Annotated in this window: 13 protein-coding genes; 4 read left to right on the top strand and 9 right to left on the bottom strand. The window is 70.9% G+C overall.

Annotated elements, in window-relative coordinates; translation table 11 throughout:
• Positions 1–7 precede the first annotated feature (7 nt).
• Entirely contained in the window at positions 8–484 is a 477-nt protein-coding gene (locus ABD287_RS12000; protein ID WP_344172288.1) for an RrF2 family transcriptional regulator, read from the top strand.
• Positions 478–1698 carry a globin domain-containing protein gene (locus ABD287_RS11995; RefSeq protein WP_344172286.1) on the top strand — a complete coding sequence of 407 codons (1221 nt, stop codon included), beginning with the start codon at positions 478–480 and terminating at the stop codon, positions 1696–1698. Before ABD287_RS12000 ends, ABD287_RS11995 begins: the two co-directional genes overlap by 7 nt.
• On the opposite strand, the gene ABD287_RS11990 is transcribed toward ABD287_RS11995, so the two are convergent.
• The 3 genes from ABD287_RS11990 to mfd form a co-directional block, all read right to left on the bottom strand.
• Positions 1695–3080, bottom strand: coding sequence for an ATP-binding protein (locus ABD287_RS11990; protein WP_344172284.1), 1386 nt, complete (start codon positions 3078–3080; stop codon positions 1695–1697). The two genes, ABD287_RS11995 and ABD287_RS11990, sit on opposite strands and share 4 nt — an antisense overlap.
• Positions 3077–3466 carry a hypothetical protein gene (locus ABD287_RS11985; RefSeq protein ID WP_344172282.1) on the bottom strand — a complete coding sequence of 130 codons (390 nt, stop codon included), beginning with the start codon at positions 3464–3466 and terminating at the stop codon, positions 3077–3079. Before ABD287_RS11985 ends, ABD287_RS11990 begins: the two co-directional genes overlap by 4 nt.
• A gap of 183 nt (positions 3467–3649) precedes the next feature.
• Positions 3650–7264 (bottom strand): transcription-repair coupling factor, encoded by a 3615-nt coding sequence (gene mfd / locus ABD287_RS11980; RefSeq protein WP_344172280.1) that lies wholly within the window; start codon positions 7262–7264, stop codon positions 3650–3652.
• Between the two features lie 352 nt (positions 7265–7616).
• Here mfd and ABD287_RS11975 point away from each other — a divergent pair, with 352 nt between their 5' ends.
• The gene (locus ABD287_RS11975; RefSeq protein ID WP_344172278.1) at positions 7617–9341 is read left to right on the top strand and encodes an enoyl-CoA hydratase-related protein; all 1725 of its coding nucleotides are present in this window, start codon (positions 7617–7619) and stop codon (positions 9339–9341) included.
• Between the two features lie 109 nt (positions 9342–9450).
• Here the strand turns inward: ABD287_RS11975 and ABD287_RS11970 are convergent, their stop codons facing one another.
• Positions 9451–10236, bottom strand: a complete 786-nt coding sequence (locus ABD287_RS11970) for a hypothetical protein (protein ID WP_344172276.1) — start codon at positions 10234–10236, stop codon at positions 9451–9453.
• A gap of 265 nt (positions 10237–10501) precedes the next feature.
• Between ABD287_RS11970 and ABD287_RS11965 the strand changes: the two genes are divergently transcribed.
• Complete coding sequence (locus ABD287_RS11965) at positions 10502–11314, top strand: hypothetical protein (RefSeq protein ID WP_344172274.1); 813 nt, start codon at positions 10502–10504, stop codon at positions 11312–11314.
• Between the two features lie 54 nt (positions 11315–11368).
• On the opposite strand, the gene ABD287_RS11960 is transcribed toward ABD287_RS11965, so the two are convergent.
• The 5 genes from ABD287_RS11960 to ABD287_RS11940 form a co-directional block, all read right to left on the bottom strand.
• Positions 11369–12166, bottom strand: coding sequence for a polysaccharide deacetylase family protein (locus ABD287_RS11960; RefSeq protein WP_344172272.1), 798 nt, complete (start codon positions 12164–12166; stop codon positions 11369–11371).
• Positions 12163–13509 carry a polysaccharide deacetylase family protein gene (locus ABD287_RS11955; RefSeq protein ID WP_344172270.1) on the bottom strand — a complete coding sequence of 449 codons (1347 nt, stop codon included), beginning with the start codon at positions 13507–13509 and terminating at the stop codon, positions 12163–12165. The genes ABD287_RS11960 and ABD287_RS11955 overlap by 4 nt, the downstream gene beginning before the upstream one ends.
• 83 nt (positions 13510–13592) lie before the next feature.
• Positions 13593–15095, bottom strand: coding sequence for a polysaccharide deacetylase family protein (locus ABD287_RS11950; protein WP_344172268.1), 1503 nt, complete (start codon positions 15093–15095; stop codon positions 13593–13595).
• The gene (locus ABD287_RS11945; protein ID WP_344172266.1) at positions 15088–16536 is read right to left on the bottom strand and encodes a glycosyltransferase family 2 protein; all 1449 of its coding nucleotides are present in this window, start codon (positions 16534–16536) and stop codon (positions 15088–15090) included. The genes ABD287_RS11950 and ABD287_RS11945 overlap by 8 nt, the downstream gene beginning before the upstream one ends.
• Positions 16537–16546: 10 nt before the next feature.
• Positions 16547–17890: a nucleotide sugar dehydrogenase gene (locus tag ABD287_RS11940; RefSeq protein ID WP_344172264.1), complete on the bottom strand. Its 1344-nt coding sequence runs from the start codon at positions 17888–17890 to the stop codon at positions 16547–16549.
• Between the last annotated feature and the right edge of the window lie 516 nt (positions 17891–18406).

The raw sequence follows: 18406 nt of genomic DNA, 5'->3' as shown, positions 1-18406 counted from the left end.
GTGGCTCATGCGCCTCAACCGCTCCACCGACATCGGGCTGCGGGTCGTCATGTTCGCCGCCAGCCACGACGGCGGCCAACACACCATCGACGAGCTGGCCGAGGCGCTCGCCGTGCCCCGGCACCACCTGGCCAAGGTCGTCCAACGGCTCCAACGGCTCGGCGCCGTCGGCACCGTGCGGGGACGCGCCGGCGGGGTCCGGATCACCACCGCGGGCCTGGCCACGACCGTCGGGACGCTGGTGCGGGCGTTCGAGGGGGAGGCAGAGGTCGTCGAGTGCGACGAGCCCGTCTGCCCGCTGCGGCACGGCTGCCGGCTGCGCGGGGCGCTGCGGGCCGCCCAGGAGGCGTTCTACCGCAGTCTCGACCCGGTGACCATCGCCGAGCTGATCCGCTCCCCGACCCGTGAGGTGCTGCTGACGCTGCACCCACCGACCGCCCAGGCGCCGCCGGCGCCGCGCCAGACCGAGGAGTCACCATGCTGAGCCAGTCCCACGCGGCGACGATCCAGGCCACCCTGCCCGCGGTCCAGGCCAACGGCGAAAAGATAACCGACGCCTTCTACCGGACCCTGCTCGGCGAGAACCCCGAGCTGATGAACCTGTTCAGCCGCAGCGGGCAGGCCACCGGCGACCAACGGCGGGCGCTCGGCGGCGCCGTCGCCGCCTTCGCCGCCCACCTCATCGACGAACCCGGGCCGGACGCCCCGCACTTCGACCTGATCATGGAACGGATCGCGCACAAACACGCCTCCCTCGGCGTGCGGCCCGACCAGTACACCGTGGTTGGCCGCTACCTCATGCGCGCCGTCGGCGAAGTGCTCGGCGACGCCGTCACCGCCGAGGTCGCCGGCGCCTGGGACGAGGTCTACTGGCTGTTCGCCTGCCGGCTCATCGGGCTGGAATCACGCCTCTACACCCGAGCCGGCGTCGACCCCGAGCAGCCGTGGCGGGAGTACGAAATCAGCCACCGCCGCGTCGAAGCCGTCGACACCGCGTCATTCGTCCTGTGCCCGGTCGACGGTCGGCCGGCGCCCGACTACCGGCCCGGTCAGTACGTGACGGTCGCCGTCGACCTTCCCGACGGCGGCCGTCAGCTACGGCAGTACTCGATGTCGCAGGCCCCCAGCCCCGGCAGCCTGCGGATCACCGTCCGGCGGGTGCGGGGCGTCGACGGGACGCCCGACGGGCTGGTCTCGGGCCACCTGCACGACCACATCCACCCCGGCGACCGGCTCCAGGTCAGCGCGCCCTTCGGCGACCTCGCCCTGATCCCCGGCGACGACCCGGTGCTACTCATCAGCGCCGGAGTCGGCATCACGCCGATGGCGGCGATCATCGACCACATCGCGCACACCCAGCCGTCCCGGCACGTCGTCGCCGTACACGGGGAGCAGAGCCCCGGACGGCACCCGCTGCGGGCAGACATCGTGCGCAGCGGCTCACAGCTGGCGTCGTTCCAACACCTGGTCTGGTACGAGGAGCCCGGCGGCCCCAGCAACGACGTCCAGGTCCACACCGGGCTCGTCGACGCCGACCTCATCCCGCTGCGCCCGGACGCCACCGCGTACCTGTGCGGGCCGGTGCCGTTCATGCGTCACATCCGCGGCGCCCTGCGACGGCGCGGGCTGCCCAGCGAACGAATCCGGTACGAGGTCTTCGGCCCCGACCAGTGGACGGCCACCCGCGGCGCGCGCTAACGCCCCGGTCGGGAGGTCGGGGTCTTCGCGGCCGACCCGGCGCCTGACCCCTCCCGCCCGTCCAGGACCTGGCGGACCGTCGTCAGCAGCAGGCGCGTAGGCACCGGCTTGGTCAGAAACGCCGCGTCGGCGGCGAGCGGGCCGTATCGGGCGACGGTGCTGTCGGGGTAACCGGACACGAACAACACCCGGAGCCCCGGACGGGCGTGAGCCAGCTCGCCGGCCAGCTCCGGGCCGCTCATACCCGGCATGACAACATCGCTGAGCAGCAGGTCGACCGGTCCGCGGTGGGCGGCGCAGCAGTCCAGGGCGGCAGCCGGCGACGCCGCCACCAGCACCTGGTAGCCATGACCCGACAGCACCCGGCGCAACAGATCACGCAGCTGGTCGTCGTCCTCGACAAGCAGGATCGTCTCGTCACCACCGGCCATCTCCGCCGGCGCGGTCGGCGCCGCCTTGACGACCGGCGCCGCCGTGCCGCGGGGCAGGTAGATCCGGAACGTCGCGCCGCGGCCCGGCTCGCTCGCCAACCGGATGGCGCCCCCGCTCTGCTTGAGCACCCCGAAGACCGTGGAAAGACCCAACCCTGTCCCCCGCCCCACGTCCTTGGTGGTGAAGAACGGTTCGAAAACCCGCTCCTGGGTGGCCCGGTCCATGCCGACGCCGGTGTCCGACACGACAAGCATGACGTAATCGCCGGGACGCACCCCGGCGACCCGGGCCTCGGCGCCGGCGCCCACCGTCAGATTCCTGGTCTCGATGACCAGCTGCCCGCCGCGGGGCATCGCGTCCCGGGCGTTGACGACGAGGTTGATGACCACCTGATCGAGCTGGCCACGGTCGGCCACCACCGTCCAGAGGGAATCCCCGGCGACCAGACGCAGGTCGATGTCCTCGCCGACAAGGCGGCGGGTAATCGGAATCAGGCTGGTGAGCAGGTCATTGAGGTCCACCGCGGTCGGGTTCAGCGGCTGCTTACGGCTGAACGCCAGCAACTGCCGAGTCAGGTCCGCCGCGCGTTCGGCTGCGCCGGCGATCGCCTGCAACTCGTCCCGGTCAGCGACCGACAGGTCGTCCAGCAAGATCTCGACATAGCCCTGGATGACGCCCAGCAGGTTGTTGAAGTCGTGGGCGATGCCGCTGGCGAGGCTGCCGATGGCGTCCATCTTCTGGGCCTGCCGTAGCTGGTCCTGCGCGCGTTCGCGCTCCACCCCCCGGAACTCCAGATCCTCCAACAGGATGTTGAGCGCGATAGCCGTGCGAGTGGCCAGATCATCCACATCCGCGTCCTGGGGCACCGCCACCCGCGCGTCCCGATTCCCCACTGACGCCTGGGCCATGACATCGAAGATGTCGTCGAAGCCCGGCTGACCCATGCTCATCGACCGATGCCAAATCCCTTCAGCCACTGCCGGGCCTGCTCCTCGTCGCTGAACCCGATGACCGGCACACCGGTGCCCTGCTCGAACATCCGGGCCGTCACCTGGGCCATCGGGCCAAGGTTGAACACACCGATCGTGGCCTCCGCGCGGTGCCTCCCGAAGAACTCCGCCCACACCGCCCGGTACTCGGCGTCCATGGCGCTCAGGCCGGCGCCGTCGCCGAGGAGCGCGAAGCGACCACCGGCCGTCCCGACCCAGTGCTCCAACGCGTCCACCAGCTCGGCCGCGTCCACCCCGGTCGCGTTCGGGTCCGTGAACCGCAGAGTGGCGACCCGGCCGGACTCGTCCCAGGTGATCCAGGCGCCGCCGGCGACAGCCTCGTGCATCCCCTCATCGTATGGCGCTCGGCCTCGCTGGTCTGCCGGTTGCGGTCAGGCCAACCACCGCCGGCGCCAGCGCGGGCCGGAGCCGCCGCAGCGGGCGGAAAGTGAGGGGCGGCATAGTCCGCCGCCTCCGAAACCCTGACCCGCCCCTTGTTCGTCTTTCCCTGTCGGGAAGGCGACAGACCGTCAGACCGGCGGATCACCGAGCAGATCACGCAGCAGTTGGGCGCACCACTCCAGCAGGGCGGTGTCGCGCAGCGGCTCGCCCCCGACCCGGCGGGTCGTCGGTCGGGGCACGCTGACCTGGTCGGTGGCCAGCTTGTACACCGAGTCCGGGTGGTAGCGCTTGAGACGCAGCTGCTTGGAGTCCGGCAGGACCAACGGCGAGAAACGGACGTGCTTGCCCTGCAACGACACGTCGGTGAGGCCGTACGAACGGGCCAGCAGCCGGAACCGGGCCACCGCCAGCAGGTTCGCCACCTGGGCCGGCGGCTCGCCGTACCGGTCGGTCATCTCGGCGACGACCTCTTCCAGGACGGCGGCGTCGCGGGCCGAGGCGAGCTTGCGGTACATCTCCAGCCGCAGCCGTTCGACGGCGATGTAGTCGTGCGGCAGGTGCGCGTCCACCGGAAGGTCGATCTTGACTTCGGGCTCCTCCTCGGGCCGCTCCCCCTTGAACTGCGACACGGCCTCGCCGACCATCCGCACGTACAGGTCGAATCCGACGCCCTCGATGTGCCCGGACTGCTCCCCCCCGAGTAGGTTGCCCGCGCCGCGGATCTCCAGGTCCTTCATCGCCACGTACATGCCCGCGCCCAGCTCGGTGTGCTGCGCGATGGTGGCCAGCCGCTCGTGTGCCTGCTCGGTGAGCGGCTTTTCGCGCGGGTACAGGAAGTAGGCGTAGGCGCGTTCCCGGCCCCGGCCGACCCGGCCCCGGATCTGGTGCAGCTGGGACAGGCCGAGCAGGTCGGCCCGCTCGACGATGAGGGTGTTGGCGTTCGGGATGTCGATGCCGGACTCCACGATCGTCGTGCAGACCAGGACGTCGTGTTCCTTCTCCCAGAAGCCGACCATGACCTTCTCCAGGGCGTCCTCGCCCATCTGACCGTGCGCCACCGCGACCCGGGCCTCGGGCACGATCTCCCGGATCCGCCGGGCGGCCTTGTCGATCGACTCGACCCGGTTGTGCAGGTAGAAGACCTGGCCGTCGCGCAGCAACTCCCGGTGGATGGCGGCGGCGATCTGCCTCTCGTCCTGGGCGCCCACGTAGGTCAGGACGGGGTGCCGCTCCTCCGGGGGCGTGGCGATGGTCGACATCTCCCGGATGCCGGTGATCGCCATCTCCAGAGTGCGTGGGATCGGGGTGGCGGACATCGTCAGCACGTCGACAGACGCGCGCAGCGACTTCAGGTGCTCCTTGTGCTCGACCCCGAACCGCTGCTCCTCGTCGACGATGACCATGCCGAGCTGTTTGAACCGGGTGGCCTTGGACAGCAGCCGGTGGGTGCCGATGACGATGTCGGCGGTGCCGTCCCCGGCCGCTTCGAGCGTCTGCTCGGCCTCTTTCGGGGTCTGGAACCGCGACAGCTGACGGATCGACAGCGGGAACTGCCCCATCCGTTCGGTGAAGGTGTTGAAGTGCTGCTGGGCGAGCAGTGTCGTCGGGACCAGGACGGCCACCTGTTTGCCGTCCTGAACGGCCTTGAAGGCCGCCCGCACCGCGATCTCGGTCTTGCCGTAGCCGACATCGCCGCAGATCAGCCTGTCCATCGGCGTCTGCTTCTCCATGTCGCCCTTGACCTCGTCGATCGCGGCGAGCTGGTCCGGGGTCTCGGTGTACGGGAAGGCGTCCTCAAGCTCCCGCTGCCAGGGGGTGTCCGGGCCGAACGCGTGGCCACGGGACGCCTGACGGGCGGCGTAGAGCTGGATAAGCTGCGCGGCGATCTCCTTGACCGCCTTCTTGGCCTTCGCCTTGGCCTTCTGCCACTCCGAGCCGCCCATCTTGTGCAGCGCCGGCTGCTCGCCGCCGACGTAGCGGGAGAGCTGGTCGAGTTGGTCGGTGGGCACGTAGAGCCGGTCCCCGGGCTGGTTCTTCTTGCTCGGGGCGTACTCGATGACCAGGTACTCGCGGTCGGCGCCGTTGATGGTGCGCTGCACCAGCTCCACGTACCTGCCGATGCCATGCTGCTCGTGCACGACGTGGTCCCCGGGGCGCAGCTCCAGCGGGTCGATGGTGTTACGGCGGCGGCTGGGCATCTTGCGCATGTCACGCGTGGACGCGCCCCGCCCGCCGGTGATGTCGTTGCCGGTGACCACCACCAGCGCGGCGGCGTCCAGGATGAGGCCGTGTGGGATGGGACCGCAGGTCACGGTGACCGTGCCCGGGGCCGGCGGGGACTCGATCGCCTCAACGAGGGCGGCGCCGATGCCAGCGTCGCCGAGGACCTCGACGGCGCGCTGCGCCGGGCCGTGGCCCTCGAAGACCAACGCGACGGCGTGCCGGGCGCCGGTCCACTGACGCAGGTCGGCGACGAGCCGTTCGGTGTCCCCGTGGTAGAGCGGGGTGGCGTGGGCGCGCGGGGCCAGGGCGATGCCCTCGTCCGGGGCGACGGTGACGGGCTCGTGGTCGCGCCAGGGTTCGGCGGCGGACGGCGCGGCGGCGGGTCCGGTGTCGATGCCGAACGGGGCCACCGTCCACCACGGCATGCCCAGCGCGACGGCGTGACCGCGCACCTCGGCCAGGGTGCGGAACGCGGCCGCCCCGAGGTCGATCGGCGCTGCGGCGTCGTTGGCGCCGGCGGCGGCTGCCCAGCTGGCGGCCAGGAACTCGTCCGAGGTACGGGTGAGGTCGTGGGCGCGGGCCCGGATCCGCTCCGGGTCGCACAGCACGACGTGCGCGCCGCCCGGCAGGCAGTCGACCAACAGCTCAAGCTGGTCGGCGCCGAGCAGCGCCGGGGCCAGCGACTCCATCCCCTCGACCGGGATGCCCTCGGCGAGCTTGTCGCAGATCTCCGCCAGCTCCGGGTGATCGGCGGCCAGCGCCGCCGCGCGCTGCCGGACGTCCTCGGTGAGCAACAGCTCACGACACGGCGGGGCCTCCATGCCGTCAACCGGCGCGATGGTGCGCTGGTCAGCCACGGCGAAGGTGCGGATCTCCTCCACCTCGTCGCCCCAGAACTCGACCCGGTAGGGGTGCTCGGAGGTCGGCGGGAAGACGTCGAGGATGCCGCCCCGGACCGCGTACTCGCCGCGCTTGGTGACCAGGTCGACCCGGGCGTAGGCGAGGTCGGTGAGGCGCCGGGCGACGGTTTCCAGCTCCGCTTCGGCCTTGGTGGCGAGGGCGACCGGAGCCAGGTCGCCGAGTCCGCGCAGCTGGGGTTGCAGCAGCGAGCGCACCGGCGCGACGACGACCCGGACCGGCCCGCCGGCGGCGTCCGGGTGGGCCAGCCGGCGCAGCACCGACAGCCGCTGGCCGACCGTGTCGGAGCGGGGTGACAGCCGCTCGTGCGGGAGGGTCTCCCAGGCCGGGTAGCTGACGACCTGGTCGGCGGGGAGCAGGGCACCGGCGGCGGCGGCCAGGTCGTCGGCCTCGCGGCTGGTGGCGGTGACCGCCAGGACGGGGCGGTCGGCGCCGCCGCGGGCGGCGGTCGCGGCCAGCAGGGCGACCAGGTACGGGCGCGCTGCCGCCGGGGCGGTGAGGTCGACCGCGGCGGCTGGCTCGCCGCCGGCGACGGCGATGTCGCGGGCGCGGGCGAGCGCCGGGTCACCGAGCGCGGCGGGCAGAAGGCCGGCGAGGTTCATGTCCTCTACCTTTCCACGAGCCCGGCGCGGCCGGTCCACCGCCTGCGGGATCGAGCGGCCCCCCGGACCGGGACGTATCGCGGCCATTGTCTTGTTCGAGCGGCGTGGGCGACGGCGACCTCGTCGCACGTCACCGCCGCCGGGGGTTGCAGGACGGTGGCCGGCTGGCGATCGGCGCCGACAGCGTCCGCGGCGGAACAGCGCGCTTCCCGACCGGTACGTCGCCAGAACAATCCAGGCGCCTCAGTCGCTTCCACAATGGCGTCTTACCAGTTGTCACTTGTGGAGGTACTTTCCGTACCGGCGCTGTGTTGGGGGCGATGGGCGCACGCCGCAACCGGGAGGACACATCGTGAAACTGCTGCTGCTGGTCTCTGCCTTCAACGGACTCACCCAACGGGTATGGTGCGAGCTTCGCGCCGGCGGCCACGACGTGGGCGTCCAACTCGCCACCAACGACGCCGCCATCATCAACGCCGTCCGGCGGACAAACCCCGATCTCATCCTCTGCCCCTTCCTGAAGGACCGGGTGCCCGAGGAGGTGTGGCGCCAGCGCCGCACGGTGATCATTCACCCGGGACCGGTCGGCGACCGTGGTCCCTCCTCGCTGGACTGGGCCATCACCGAGGGGGCGTCCCACTGGGGCGTCACCGCGTTGGAGGCCATCGCCGAGATGGACGCCGGCCCGATCTGGGCACACCGGACGTTCCCGATGCCGGCCGAGCCGGTCCGCAAATCGGCGATCTACAACGGACCGGTGGCCGACGCGGCGCTGGAGTGTGCCCGCGAGGTGGTCGCCAAGGCCGTCGACCCGACGTTCCAACCGACGCCGCTGGCCGAAGCCGTGGTGGCGGTCCCGGGGGCCCGGGCGCGTCCGACTATGACGCAGGCGGACCGGCGTTTCGGCTGGGAGGAGAACACCGACCACATCCTGCGGCGGGTGCGGGCCGCCGACGGGGCGCCCGGGGTGCGGGCTCAGCTCGCCGGCCTCGACGTGCTCGTCTTCGACGCCCGTCGTGGCGGGCCGGTAGACGCCGCGCCGGGACAGGTCGTGGCGGTGCGCGACGGGGCGGTCCGGGTCGCCACCGGGGACGGCAGCGTGTGGGTCGGACAGCTCAAGACGCCGGCGGCGGTCGGCGGCGACGTGCCCCGGATCAAACTCCCGGCGACGGCGCTGCTGGGCCGGCGGCTGCGCGGCGTGCCCCGTCAGGCCGCGAGCCTCAACGGCGACGCCGACATCCGCTACCACCGGGATGGGGCGGTTGGCTGGTTGACCATCGACGTCTACAACGGAGCGATGGGGCCGGCGACCTGCCGACGGCTGCTGTCGGCGCTGCGGCACGCCGCCGGTCAGGACACCAGGGCATTGGTGCTGGTCAGCGGCCCCGAGGTGTTCAGCAACGGCATCCATCTCAACCTCATCGAAGCCGACCGCGATCCAGGCGCGTTGGCCTGGGCGAACATCAAGGCGATCAACGCGGTCTGCCGGGCGATCACCACCCTGCGCGGGCAGCCGGTCGTCGCAGCTTTCGGTGGTCCGGCCGGCGCGGGCGGGGTCATGCTCGCCCTCGGGGCGGACGTGGTCGCGGCCCGGGCGGGCGTGGTGCTCAACCCCTACTACGAGATGGGTCTGTTCGGTTCCGAGCTGCACACCTACACGCTGCCCCGGCGGGTCGGCGAGACGGTCGCCCGGCAGTTGCTCGACGGCAGGCTGCCGGTCACGGTCGAGGCAGCTGAGCGGATGGGCCTGATCGACACGGTCGGCCCCCGCCCGTACCCACGGTTCGTGGAGTGGCTGGCTGAACTGGCTGAACGGACGGCCGCCGACGGGGACCGCATCCGCCGGGAGAAGGCGGCCCGGCTGGCGGCGGCCCCGATGCCGCTGGACGCGTACGCGGCGCGCGAGCTGGCCGAGATGAGCCGCGACATGTTCGACAACCGGTCCGACTTCGCCGGGGCGCGCACGGACTTCGTCCACAAGGTCAGGGCGACGGTGACCCCGGCGAAGCTGGCGTTCCGCAGCCCCGGCGGGTTGCCGCGGCGACGGCGGTCGGCGCCGCGGCCGGTCGGCTGCTGACCCGGCCGGTCGGCGTTGGGCACTGGCCGATCAGCGTAGGCAGACATGACGCAGGGGCCGGTCGGCGCAGTGCGCTGACCGGCCCCTGCCCTCGGGGGAGGGTGAGGTCTTACAGGGACGTGACCTGGAACGACTGGAAGAGGAAGTCCGTGTTGTCCCCGCGGATACCGGTCTTGCCGGCGGTGCGGATCGGCGCGCAGCCGGTGCCCTTGTCGGTGATGGTGAGGACCGACTTGCCCGCGCGAGACAGGGTCACCGCGACGGAGCCGTCGGTGTTGGTGCGGATGGACGAGCCGTACGCGGTCCACTGCCCCAAGGCGATCGGGAACCCGGACTTGCTGCCGAGGGTGTGGTAGGTGCCGCCGTTGCTGGGACCGCCGCGGCACTTCTTCTTGAGCACGAGGGCGCCGTCACGCCGGGCGATGCTGGCGTAGTAGAGGCTCTCCTCGCTCTGGTAGCGCAGGAAGACGTGCACGCCGTCCCAGGCGACCGCCGGGGTCGAGGAGGTCGAGGTCTGCTTCTGCACCTTCAGCTTGAAGGCGGTCTGCATGTTCAGGAAGTCGTTCCGCTTGGTGGTGAGGCGGAAGACGGCAGAGTTGGTGCCCTTGCGTGACAACGCGTCGGGCGCCTTGTTGTCCGGGACGCCGGTCCAGTAGGCCGGGCCGTCGACGGTCTGCTTGGCGAACAGCGAGCCGCTGTTGTTCTCCCAGTCGGCCGAGCGGACGGCGCTCGCGGCGGTGGGGTTCCAGAACGCGTATTCGTTGGTGATGAGTTTGTTGGCGTTGGGCGGGTTGACCGCGTAGAGCGTGGTCGCGGCCGAGGCCGCGGGCGCCGCGGCGGTGATGCCGATGGCGGTGACGATGGTGCCGATCAGAAGCTTCAAGCCCCCGTGCATGTATGTCCTCCTGACGAGTGGCGCCTCGGTGGTTCACCGGGCCACTTGTCAGATCGACGCCGGGCTGGGCTGCTGAACCGCAAATCGGGGATAGATGGTCGCGAGTCGGGAGCGCCTGGGGTGCCGCACGGTTTCGCGCTCCCTTACCAGACCGATTCTGGCCTTGTTGTCACGTTCGTGGAACAATAGCCACTTGGCGACCTTTAGGTCCCGTTTGTGATCTTTCATCCCGTCGCCTCATTGTGGAAAGGCACGCATGTTTCACATGACGAAAATCCGAACCCTCGTCGCCGCGCTCAGCGCCGCCGCCCTCGGAGTGGTCGCCATGCCCACGCCCTTGTCAGCCGACGCCGCTGGCGGCCTGGTGCTGTTCTCGCCCACACCCCCGCCGGTCACCGGCGTGGTCACGAACGAATTCGCCTTTTGGAATCCGCGCCTCGGCGCATCCCGGATCTCCGGCGACTGGACGATGAACAGCGGTTCGGTGTTCTCCGCGACCACACCCCTCGGGTACAGCTACTACAGCGGAAACATTGATGACAATAATCCTGACGCCCTGTCGCGCGGCGGCACCCATTCAGCGATCTTCCGGATGACGTCACGGCGCGACGACTTCCGGGACGTCACCGTCAACATGGCGCTCTCGATCGCCGGATTCGGCGCCACCGAGTCCACGCCGGCCAAGACGTGGGACGGCGTCCACCTGTGGCTGCGATACCAGAACGACCGGCACACCTACTACGCCAGCCTCGCCCGCCGCGACGGCCGCGTCGTGATCAAGAAGAAGTGTCCGGGCGGCTGGGTCAACGGCGGCAGCTACCACGAACTGTCGGAGGAGGTCGACGGCTTCCCCATGCGGCGCAACCTGTGGAAGGACTTCAGCGTCACCACCCGCAACAACCCCGACGGCTCCGTCGCCATCCAGATCAAACGGGAGGGGGACGTCGTCGTCAGCGCCGTCGACCACGGCGTCGGCTGCGCGCCGATCACCCAGCCCGGCGCCCTGGGCCTGCGCGGCGACAACTCGCGCTTCTACTTCCGCGACTTCGAGGTCCGGACCGCCGCGGCGATCGGATAGGCGCGGACAGCGATGTGGGCGGCGACCTGAGGTCGCCGCCCACATCGTCGTGGATCACCGTGGCGGGTCCGGCAACGCGGCGGTGCAGAACCCGCGAGCCCGCAGCCCCTCGATGATGCCCGGGAGCGCCCTCACCGTGTTCGTGGCGTCAGCCGCTCCGTCGTGCAACAGGATCACCATGCCCGGACGGGCGTGCTGGACCACCGCGGCAGCGATGTCCTGCGGCTGACGGCCACGCCAGTCCTCGCTGTCATACGTCCAGTCCGAGACCCGCAGGCCCAGCGAACGGGCCACCGAGCCCACCACCGGGCCGCTGCTGCCGAACGGCGGCCGCAGCAACGCCGGCGCGGGAACGCCGACCGAGGTGATGGCGCTCTGGGTCTCAGCCAGTTGGGAACGGATCTCCGCGGCGGTCAGGTCCGCCAGATGGGGGTGGTCCCAGCTGTGGTTGCCCACCACGTGGCCATCCGCCACCATCATCCGCAGCGTGTCCTGACCCGGCGACACCTTGTTCCCGAGCACGAAGAAGGTCGCCCGCGCCCGGTAGGCCCGCAGCACCGCCAACACCGCCGGCGTGTACGGGCCGGGACCGTCGTCGAACGTCAGCGCGATCTTGCCCCGTACGCAGCGGTTGATCAACGCCTTCGGGTCGACCGTCGTGGTGGCCACCACCGGCACGTTGACCCCGGGCTCCCTGGCCGACGAGGACGTCAGCGGGCCGACCAGCAGCACCGCGGCCACACCCAGGGCCACCAGGGCCGCGACCAGCTCGGCGAGCGAGCGTCGCAGCGACCGGGGACGGGCGGGACGGGCCGGAGCCCGCCCCGCCCCCCGGCGGAAACGCCGGATCATGGCGCCTCCGAGACCGCGTAGTCGTCGGTGATGAGCGTGCCGTTGCCGGTCATCGCCAGACCGAAGCTGACCGCGTCCGCGCCGGCCGGGGCGGCCGGAGTGACGTAGTCGGGCATCTTCGTCCAACCAGCGCCGGTCGGCAGCACCGGGCCGGTGCGCCAGTACTTCCAGACGCCGCCGGCCCGGTAGTAGGCCACCAGGCGCACGCTCGTGGCCGGACCCCAGGAACCCTTGTACCAGACGCCCAGCCGGTACGCCGTGCCCGGCGTGGCCTTGGGGGCGCAGGTCGCCGAGTTCTGGGCGATCACCAGTTTGCGGTCGCCGCTGGTGTAGCCGTTGATCGTCAGCTGCTCGGCGAACGAGCCGCTGTGCGCGTCGGTGGTCCGGCTCCACGAGAACGTGTTCGTCCCGAAGCCGCCCAGCTGGAAGCAGCTCGGCACGTAACCGGCGCCGAACGACTCAAGCGAGGGGTTGAGCACCAGGTTGCCCGGCGCCATCGGCAGCGGCGGGCCGGGGACGGCTGGCTTCACCTCGCCGCCCATGACCTCGTGAACGGTCTTGACCACGGTGTTGTCGTCGGCACGCGGGGCCAACCACGTCATGAAGTCATCGAGCAGGTCCGGCTTCATGGTGTAGACGCCGCCACAGTCGGCCTCGCACACGTGGTGGATGACGAACTGGACCCAGCCGCCGCCGTTGCTCTCGGCGTTGGTGACATACGCCTTGAGGTCGTCGAGAGTAGTGGTGTTCTTCACCGACGCGGTGGCCCGGGTGAGGAACTTCTTGGCCGGCGGCACCGACTCCGACCACGGACAGCCGTGGCAGGCGGTGGCGGTGCGCAGACCTCCGACGCCACGGGCGCTGTGGTAACCACACTCCTGCGCGATCTGCTCAGTGGTCGCGGTGGCGTCGCCGAACGGGTACGCCAGGCTGGTGACCGGGAAGCCGCGCGCGATGAGGTCCGCCCGGTCGTTGCAGATCGAGCGCCGTTGGTCGTCCGGGGAAAGGGTCGGCAGGTCGGCGTGGTCGACGGTGTGGCCGCCGATCTCGTGACCGGTGGCGTCCATCTCCTCAAGGTCTTCCTGGGTGAGGAAGTTCGTCGCCCCGATCCGGCCGCTGTTGACGTAGAACGTGCCACGGGCGCCATGTTCGTCCAGGATGGGGGTTGCCTCGGTGTAGTGGTTGCGCACACCGTCATCGAACGTCAGCGACACCACGGTCTGGCCGTTGGTCTCCGCCGAGACGCCGACGCCGGTGATCGCCGGAAGGGCGACCAGGGCCATCGCGGCGGCGAGAGCGACCAGCACCGGGACGCTGACTCGTCGTGCTCGTGGGGGAAGCATCCGATCTCTTTCCGTTGCCGCCGGTCACTCAGCCGGCGGGGTTCTGGGGGGGTGGTGTGGCGGCGCTGAGGCGCCGCGGAACGTCAGCGGTAGGCGACCATGCGCGGGCTGGCGAAGCCGACCGAGCAGTCGCGGGCCGTCTCCAACCCGAGCGCCACCCCGCCGATGGCGAGCCGCCGGTCGATCGTCGCCCGGACCGGCCTGGCGCCGGGAACCGTCACGATCACCGTTCGGTTGTGGACGACGATGTCCAACGACCGCCGCGCGCCCGGCTTCACCGCGCCGCTGGCCAGGGTGACCCGGGGCTGGCTGAGGATCTGCTGCCGGATCGCCACGTTGGCGTTGCCGAGCGCGATCTCGACCCGCCCGTAGTGCCCGGTGCCGGTGCCGGTGCGGACCGCGACGATCGCGGTGCACCTACGGTCCACTCCGCTCACCGTGGTGGCCAGGTCGTAGTTGGTCCACCGGGTAGTGTTGATGTCCCGGTCCTCGCACAAGGAGTAGCCGGCGGCCCGCACCGTCACCCCGGCCGCGGTCGACACGCATCGGACCGCCTCACCGGGCGGTGGCGACCAGGACAGCGCGGTGAGCTGCGCCGGCGGGAGGATCGGCTGCGCCCGGTAGATCATTTCCATGAGCCGCTCAGCGCTGGTGGTCGTGCGCACCCCGATCCGGGGCAGCCGCCACTGCGGCGAGTGGTCGGTCAGCGCGTCGACGTGCCCGGTCGGGACGCCCTCGCCGACGAACGCGAACCGGAACCCCGCCTCGGCGAGCAGGTCGGACAGCTCGGCGCGGATCTTCGGGTCGTTGGCGGTCAGGCCCCAGTCGCCGAACGGGTAGGCGAAGGCTGTCGCCGGTCCGCCCACCCCCGATCTGAGCTGTTGCTGGGAGCGGTCCAGGTCGGCCCGGACCCGGGCCCGCCACTGCTCGATCGTCTCCCAGCCGCCGTCGTCGACCAGCCGGTGCGTCAACGCCGGGCGGATGTTCCCCGGCACCGGCGCCATCGTGTCCAGGGCGTGGCTCCGGGAGCCGAACTCCCACCGTCCGGTGTCCCTGAGCCGGCCCAGCTGCCGGGTGGACAGGTATGTCGACGGGGTGCCAGGCTGCACGATCCGTCCGGTCGGCACGAACGCGACCGCGCTGTAGCCGTAGGTCGCCAGCATCGGGTCCACCGTGGTCCAGTCGGTGAGCGAACCGCCGTCGAAGGTCAGCAGCAGCGCCCGATCCGGCAGGTCGACCCTCTCCCCGCTGAGCATGGCGTCGATGTCGTCGAGGCGGACCGTCTCGTACCCGGCGGCCCGCAGCGCGGCCAGGTGCTCGGCGAAGGTCTGCCGGCTCACGGCGCTGGACTCGGTCGGTCGGTCGCTCACCCCGTGATAAGTGAGGACGGTGACCGCTCCCTGCACCGCCGCCGGGACCCGGTCCAGCGCCGGCGTGGCGGCGATCCGGGCGGCGATCTGCTCCGGGTCAAACGGTCGGCTCAGCTCCACCCAGGCCAGCACCGCCGCCCCGAGCGTCGCCACGGCCAGGGCGCCGGTGACCAGGCGGGTGGCTCCACCGGCCAGCAGCCGCAGACGCTCACGCATGTCGCGCCACCGCCGGCTCGGCGGCCCGGCCAGCGGCGCGCGGCCGTGGCGGGGTGGGCGTCGGGTTCGACGTGTCGCGGGTGCCCCACTTGCCGTCGCGGATACGCAGGATGGCCCAGAGCAGCTGCGGCGAGAACGTGATGTAGAAGAAGGCGCCGAGGAACGCGTACGGCCACAGGCCGTCGTCGCGCAGCGCGCGGTACAGCAACGCGTACGCCCCGGAGATGAGGTACAGGCCGACGAAGTAGACGACCGGGAAGCGGCCGTGGGTGAGCGGCTGGACCAGGCTGTAGAGCAGGACGACGGGGCTGAGCAGCCCGGCCAGCGTCTGCACGAACACCGCCGGAAGCGCCCGGGTGCGGGAGCGCCAGATGTGGCCCAGCAGCAGCGGCCCCTCCCGGCTCCAGGACTTCTTCCACCGCAGCTGCTGCTTGAAGAACTTGCCGTACTGGTCGGGGGCATCGGTCCACGCCTCGGCCCGCGAGTCGTACTTGGCGGTCCAGCCGGCCCGGATGACGCGGTTGGTGAGGGCACGGTCGTCGCCGTAGGTGCACTCGACGCCGAGGAACCGCTGGTGTTCCCACCGTTCCAGCAGTGGCGCGACGGCCTCCCGTCGGTATGCGGCGAAGCAACCTGAGCAGCAGGTGACCGCGCCGAGCACCGACTCGGCGCTCTTGAGCAGCTGGAACGAGATGTAGTAGCGGGTGGCCTGCATCCGGGTCAGCGTGTTGGCGTAGGCGTTGCGCACGTACGTCAGCCCGGAGATCGCCCCGACGTTCGGGTCGGCGAAACCCTGCACCAGGCGCCGGATGGCGTCCGGGGCGGGCATCGAGTCGGAGTCAACGAAGACCAGGATCTCGGCGGTGGTGGCCCGGATTCCGGCCGCCATCGCGGCCCGCTTGCCTTGGTTGCTGCCGAGGTCGACACAGCGCACCGCGCCGGCCGGGTAGCGTCCGGCGGCCTCGATCATCTGTTGCCAGGTGTCGTCCGAGGAGCCGTCGTTGACCACGACGATCTCCAGTTTGTGGCCGGGGTAGTCGAGCTCCCGGCAGGCGTGGATGGTGCGCGCGACCGCCTCGCCCTCGTTGTAGGCCGGCACCACGATCGCGACGGCGGGCTCCAGCCCGACGTCCCGGGGCGGGCGGTAGAAGGCCGCCAGCGCGAACCGGCTCAGGACGTAGCTGCTGACCACAATGGTGTATCCAGCGGCGAACAGGTTGCCGCGCAGGTAGGAGACCTTGATGCCGATGTGCCAGGCGATGAGGGCGCAGATCGCGCCGACGGTGACGAGCGCCAGCACGGCCAGGACGCCGCGCCGCTGGGTGCGGTACAGGCGGCCGTTGCGCGGCGGCGGCGGCGCCGGCGACAGGTAGCTGGCTGGGGTGGTGACGGCGCCACGTTCGGCGGGCGCCACGCCACCTTGGCGGGGGAACTGGTACACAGGCAGGACCTCAGAGCTTCTGCACGTGGGCGGCGGTCGCGCAGCGGTTGCGGGTGTCCAGGACGCGACGGGCCGCCTCGCTGATCGCCGCGTAGTCGAACTCGTCGTGGTCGGTCACCAACACGCACAGGTCGGCGAGCTGCGCGGCGTCCAGGACGTCCGCCGGGGCGATCGGCTTGACGCCCGGGTAGTCGCGCTCCAGCTGCGCCGGCAGATCCCGCACCAGCGGGTCGCAGACCGAGACCGACGCGCCGTTGCGGCACAGCAGCTGGATGAGGCTGTTGGTGGGCGTCTCGCGGGTGTCTCCGCTGTTGGCCTTGTACGCCAGACCCAGGACCAGGACGCTGGCGCCGTTGACGGCGATGCGGTGGTTGTTGAGCAGGGCGGTCACCCGGTCGAAGACGTACCGGGGTTGGGCGGCGTTGACCCGCATCGCCAGGTCGACGAAGTCGAACGGCCGGCCGAGGCTCCGCTCGATCCGGTCGGACAGGTAGGCCGGGTCGACCGGCAGGCAGTGGCCGCCCACCCCCGGACCGGGGTTGAACCGCTGGAAGCCGTAGGGCTTGGTGGCGGCGGCGTCGAGCACGTCCCAGATGGACACGCCCAGCTCGTGCGCATGCCGCCCCAGCTCGTTGACCAGGGCGATGTTGACGTGCCGGTACGTGTTCTCCAGCAGTTTCGCCATCTCGGCGGTGGCCGGGGACGGGCAGGTCACCACGGTGTCGCAGATCGTCGAGTAGAACTGTCGGACGGCGGCCCGGCTGGCCCCGTCGGCGCCGGCGACGAGCTTCGGCGTGTTCGCGAAGTGCCAGCGGGTGTTGCCGGGGTCGATGCGTTCCGGGGAGAAACCGACGAGCAGCTGACCATTGTCGACGGTGCAGCCGGCCGCGTTGCGTTCCAGGGTGGCCCGGAACTCGCCGTCGGTGGTGCCGGGCGCCACGGTCGATTCCAGCACGACGAGCGCGCTGGGCGTGACGTGCTCGGCCAGGACCGAGGCGGCGGCGATGACAGCCCCGAGATCGGGGTGGCCCTCGCGTAGCGGAGTGGGCACCGTGACCAGCGCGACCTGGAATCCGGCGAGGTCGGCCGGGTCGGCGGTCGGCTGGTACCGGCCGGAGGCGAGCATGGACGCGATGTCGGCGTCGGTGAGGTCGTCGATCGGCGATTGTCCGGCCCGCAGCGCGGCGATCTTCGCGGTGTCGATGTCGTAACCGACGACGGCGTGCCCGGCGTCGACCGCGGCGCGGGCGGCGGGCAGCCCGACGTAGCCCTGGCCCACCACCACCACCCGCTGGCGGTCGGCCAGCGGGTGGCCGAACGCGACGCGCTGACGGGTTGGCGTACCGCTGGACATAGGCGCAGCCTTTCTACAAAGGACATGAGCTGACAAATCGGCCCTTATGCGCAGCCGGAAGTCTTGGCAGACATGGCCGGTTTGATGCGACTCAGGCGCTCACCGCAGGCTCGGACGCGACAACGCATGGCGCAGAGTGCCACTGTATGGCACAAAATGTCCGCTTTACGGCCCGTACTAGTTAACACCCGACACGGCGACAGCGGAAGCCGGAGTGGTCCCCCGGCACCTCCTGGATGGAAGTTCCACCGGAAGAGGTCGCCGTTCCGGTTAAAGAGCACCCCGATCCGGTGACCACCCGTGACGCCGCAGTCGACAGCGAAGATCCACTTCGGAAAGTGGACCCCTGTTCAGTAACGCGTGTAAATCGCCCGAGATATGGCGTGTACCCGAATCGTGCCGCCGATTGCCGGTCTGATTGCAGTGATATGAACGATTTAGAGGGTCTATCCATCCTCCACGCGCAGCGGCGCCGCGCCTTCTCACCCAGCGAGGGCGCCGTCGGCAACCGGCCGG

The organism is Pilimelia columellifera subsp. columellifera (genome assembly GCF_039532605.1).
GTDB lineage: Bacteria > Actinomycetota > Actinomycetes > Mycobacteriales > Micromonosporaceae > Pilimelia > Pilimelia columellifera.
The sequence above is the reverse complement of the archived record's forward strand: the minus strand, read 5'-3'. Positions and strand labels throughout refer to the sequence as shown.

What these genes read in the sequence shown, in the direction of transcription:
- ABD287_RS12000 (WP_344172288.1), top strand. Translation starts at nt 8, where the DNA reads ATGCGCCTCAACCGCTCCACCGACATCGGGCTGCGGGTCGTCATGTTC.
- ABD287_RS11995 (WP_344172286.1), top strand. Translation starts at nt 478, where the DNA reads ATGCTGAGCCAGTCCCACGCGGCGACGATCCAGGCCACCCTGCCCGCG.
- ABD287_RS11990 (WP_344172284.1), bottom strand. Translation starts at nt 3,080, where the DNA reads ATGAGCATGGGTCAGCCGGGCTTCGACGACATCTTCGATGTCATGGCC.
- ABD287_RS11985 (WP_344172282.1), bottom strand. Translation starts at nt 3,466, where the DNA reads ATGCACGAGGCTGTCGCCGGCGGCGCCTGGATCACCTGGGACGAGTCC.
- mfd (WP_344172280.1), bottom strand. Translation starts at nt 7,264, where the DNA reads ATGAACCTCGCCGGCCTTCTGCCCGCCGCGCTCGGTGACCCGGCGCTC.
- ABD287_RS11970 (WP_344172276.1), bottom strand. Translation starts at nt 10,236, where the DNA reads ATGCACGGGGGCTTGAAGCTTCTGATCGGCACCATCGTCACCGCCATC.
- ABD287_RS11965 (WP_344172274.1), top strand. Translation starts at nt 10,502, where the DNA reads ATGACGAAAATCCGAACCCTCGTCGCCGCGCTCAGCGCCGCCGCCCTC.
- ABD287_RS11960 (WP_344172272.1), bottom strand. Translation starts at nt 12,166, where the DNA reads ATGATCCGGCGTTTCCGCCGGGGGGCGGGGCGGGCTCCGGCCCGTCCC.
- ABD287_RS11955 (WP_344172270.1), bottom strand. Translation starts at nt 13,509, where the DNA reads ATGCTTCCCCCACGAGCACGACGAGTCAGCGTCCCGGTGCTGGTCGCT.
- ABD287_RS11950 (WP_344172268.1), bottom strand. Translation starts at nt 15,095, where the DNA reads ATGCGTGAGCGTCTGCGGCTGCTGGCCGGTGGAGCCACCCGCCTGGTC.
- ABD287_RS11940 (WP_344172264.1), bottom strand. Translation starts at nt 17,890, where the DNA reads ATGTCCAGCGGTACGCCAACCCGTCAGCGCGTCGCGTTCGGCCACCCG.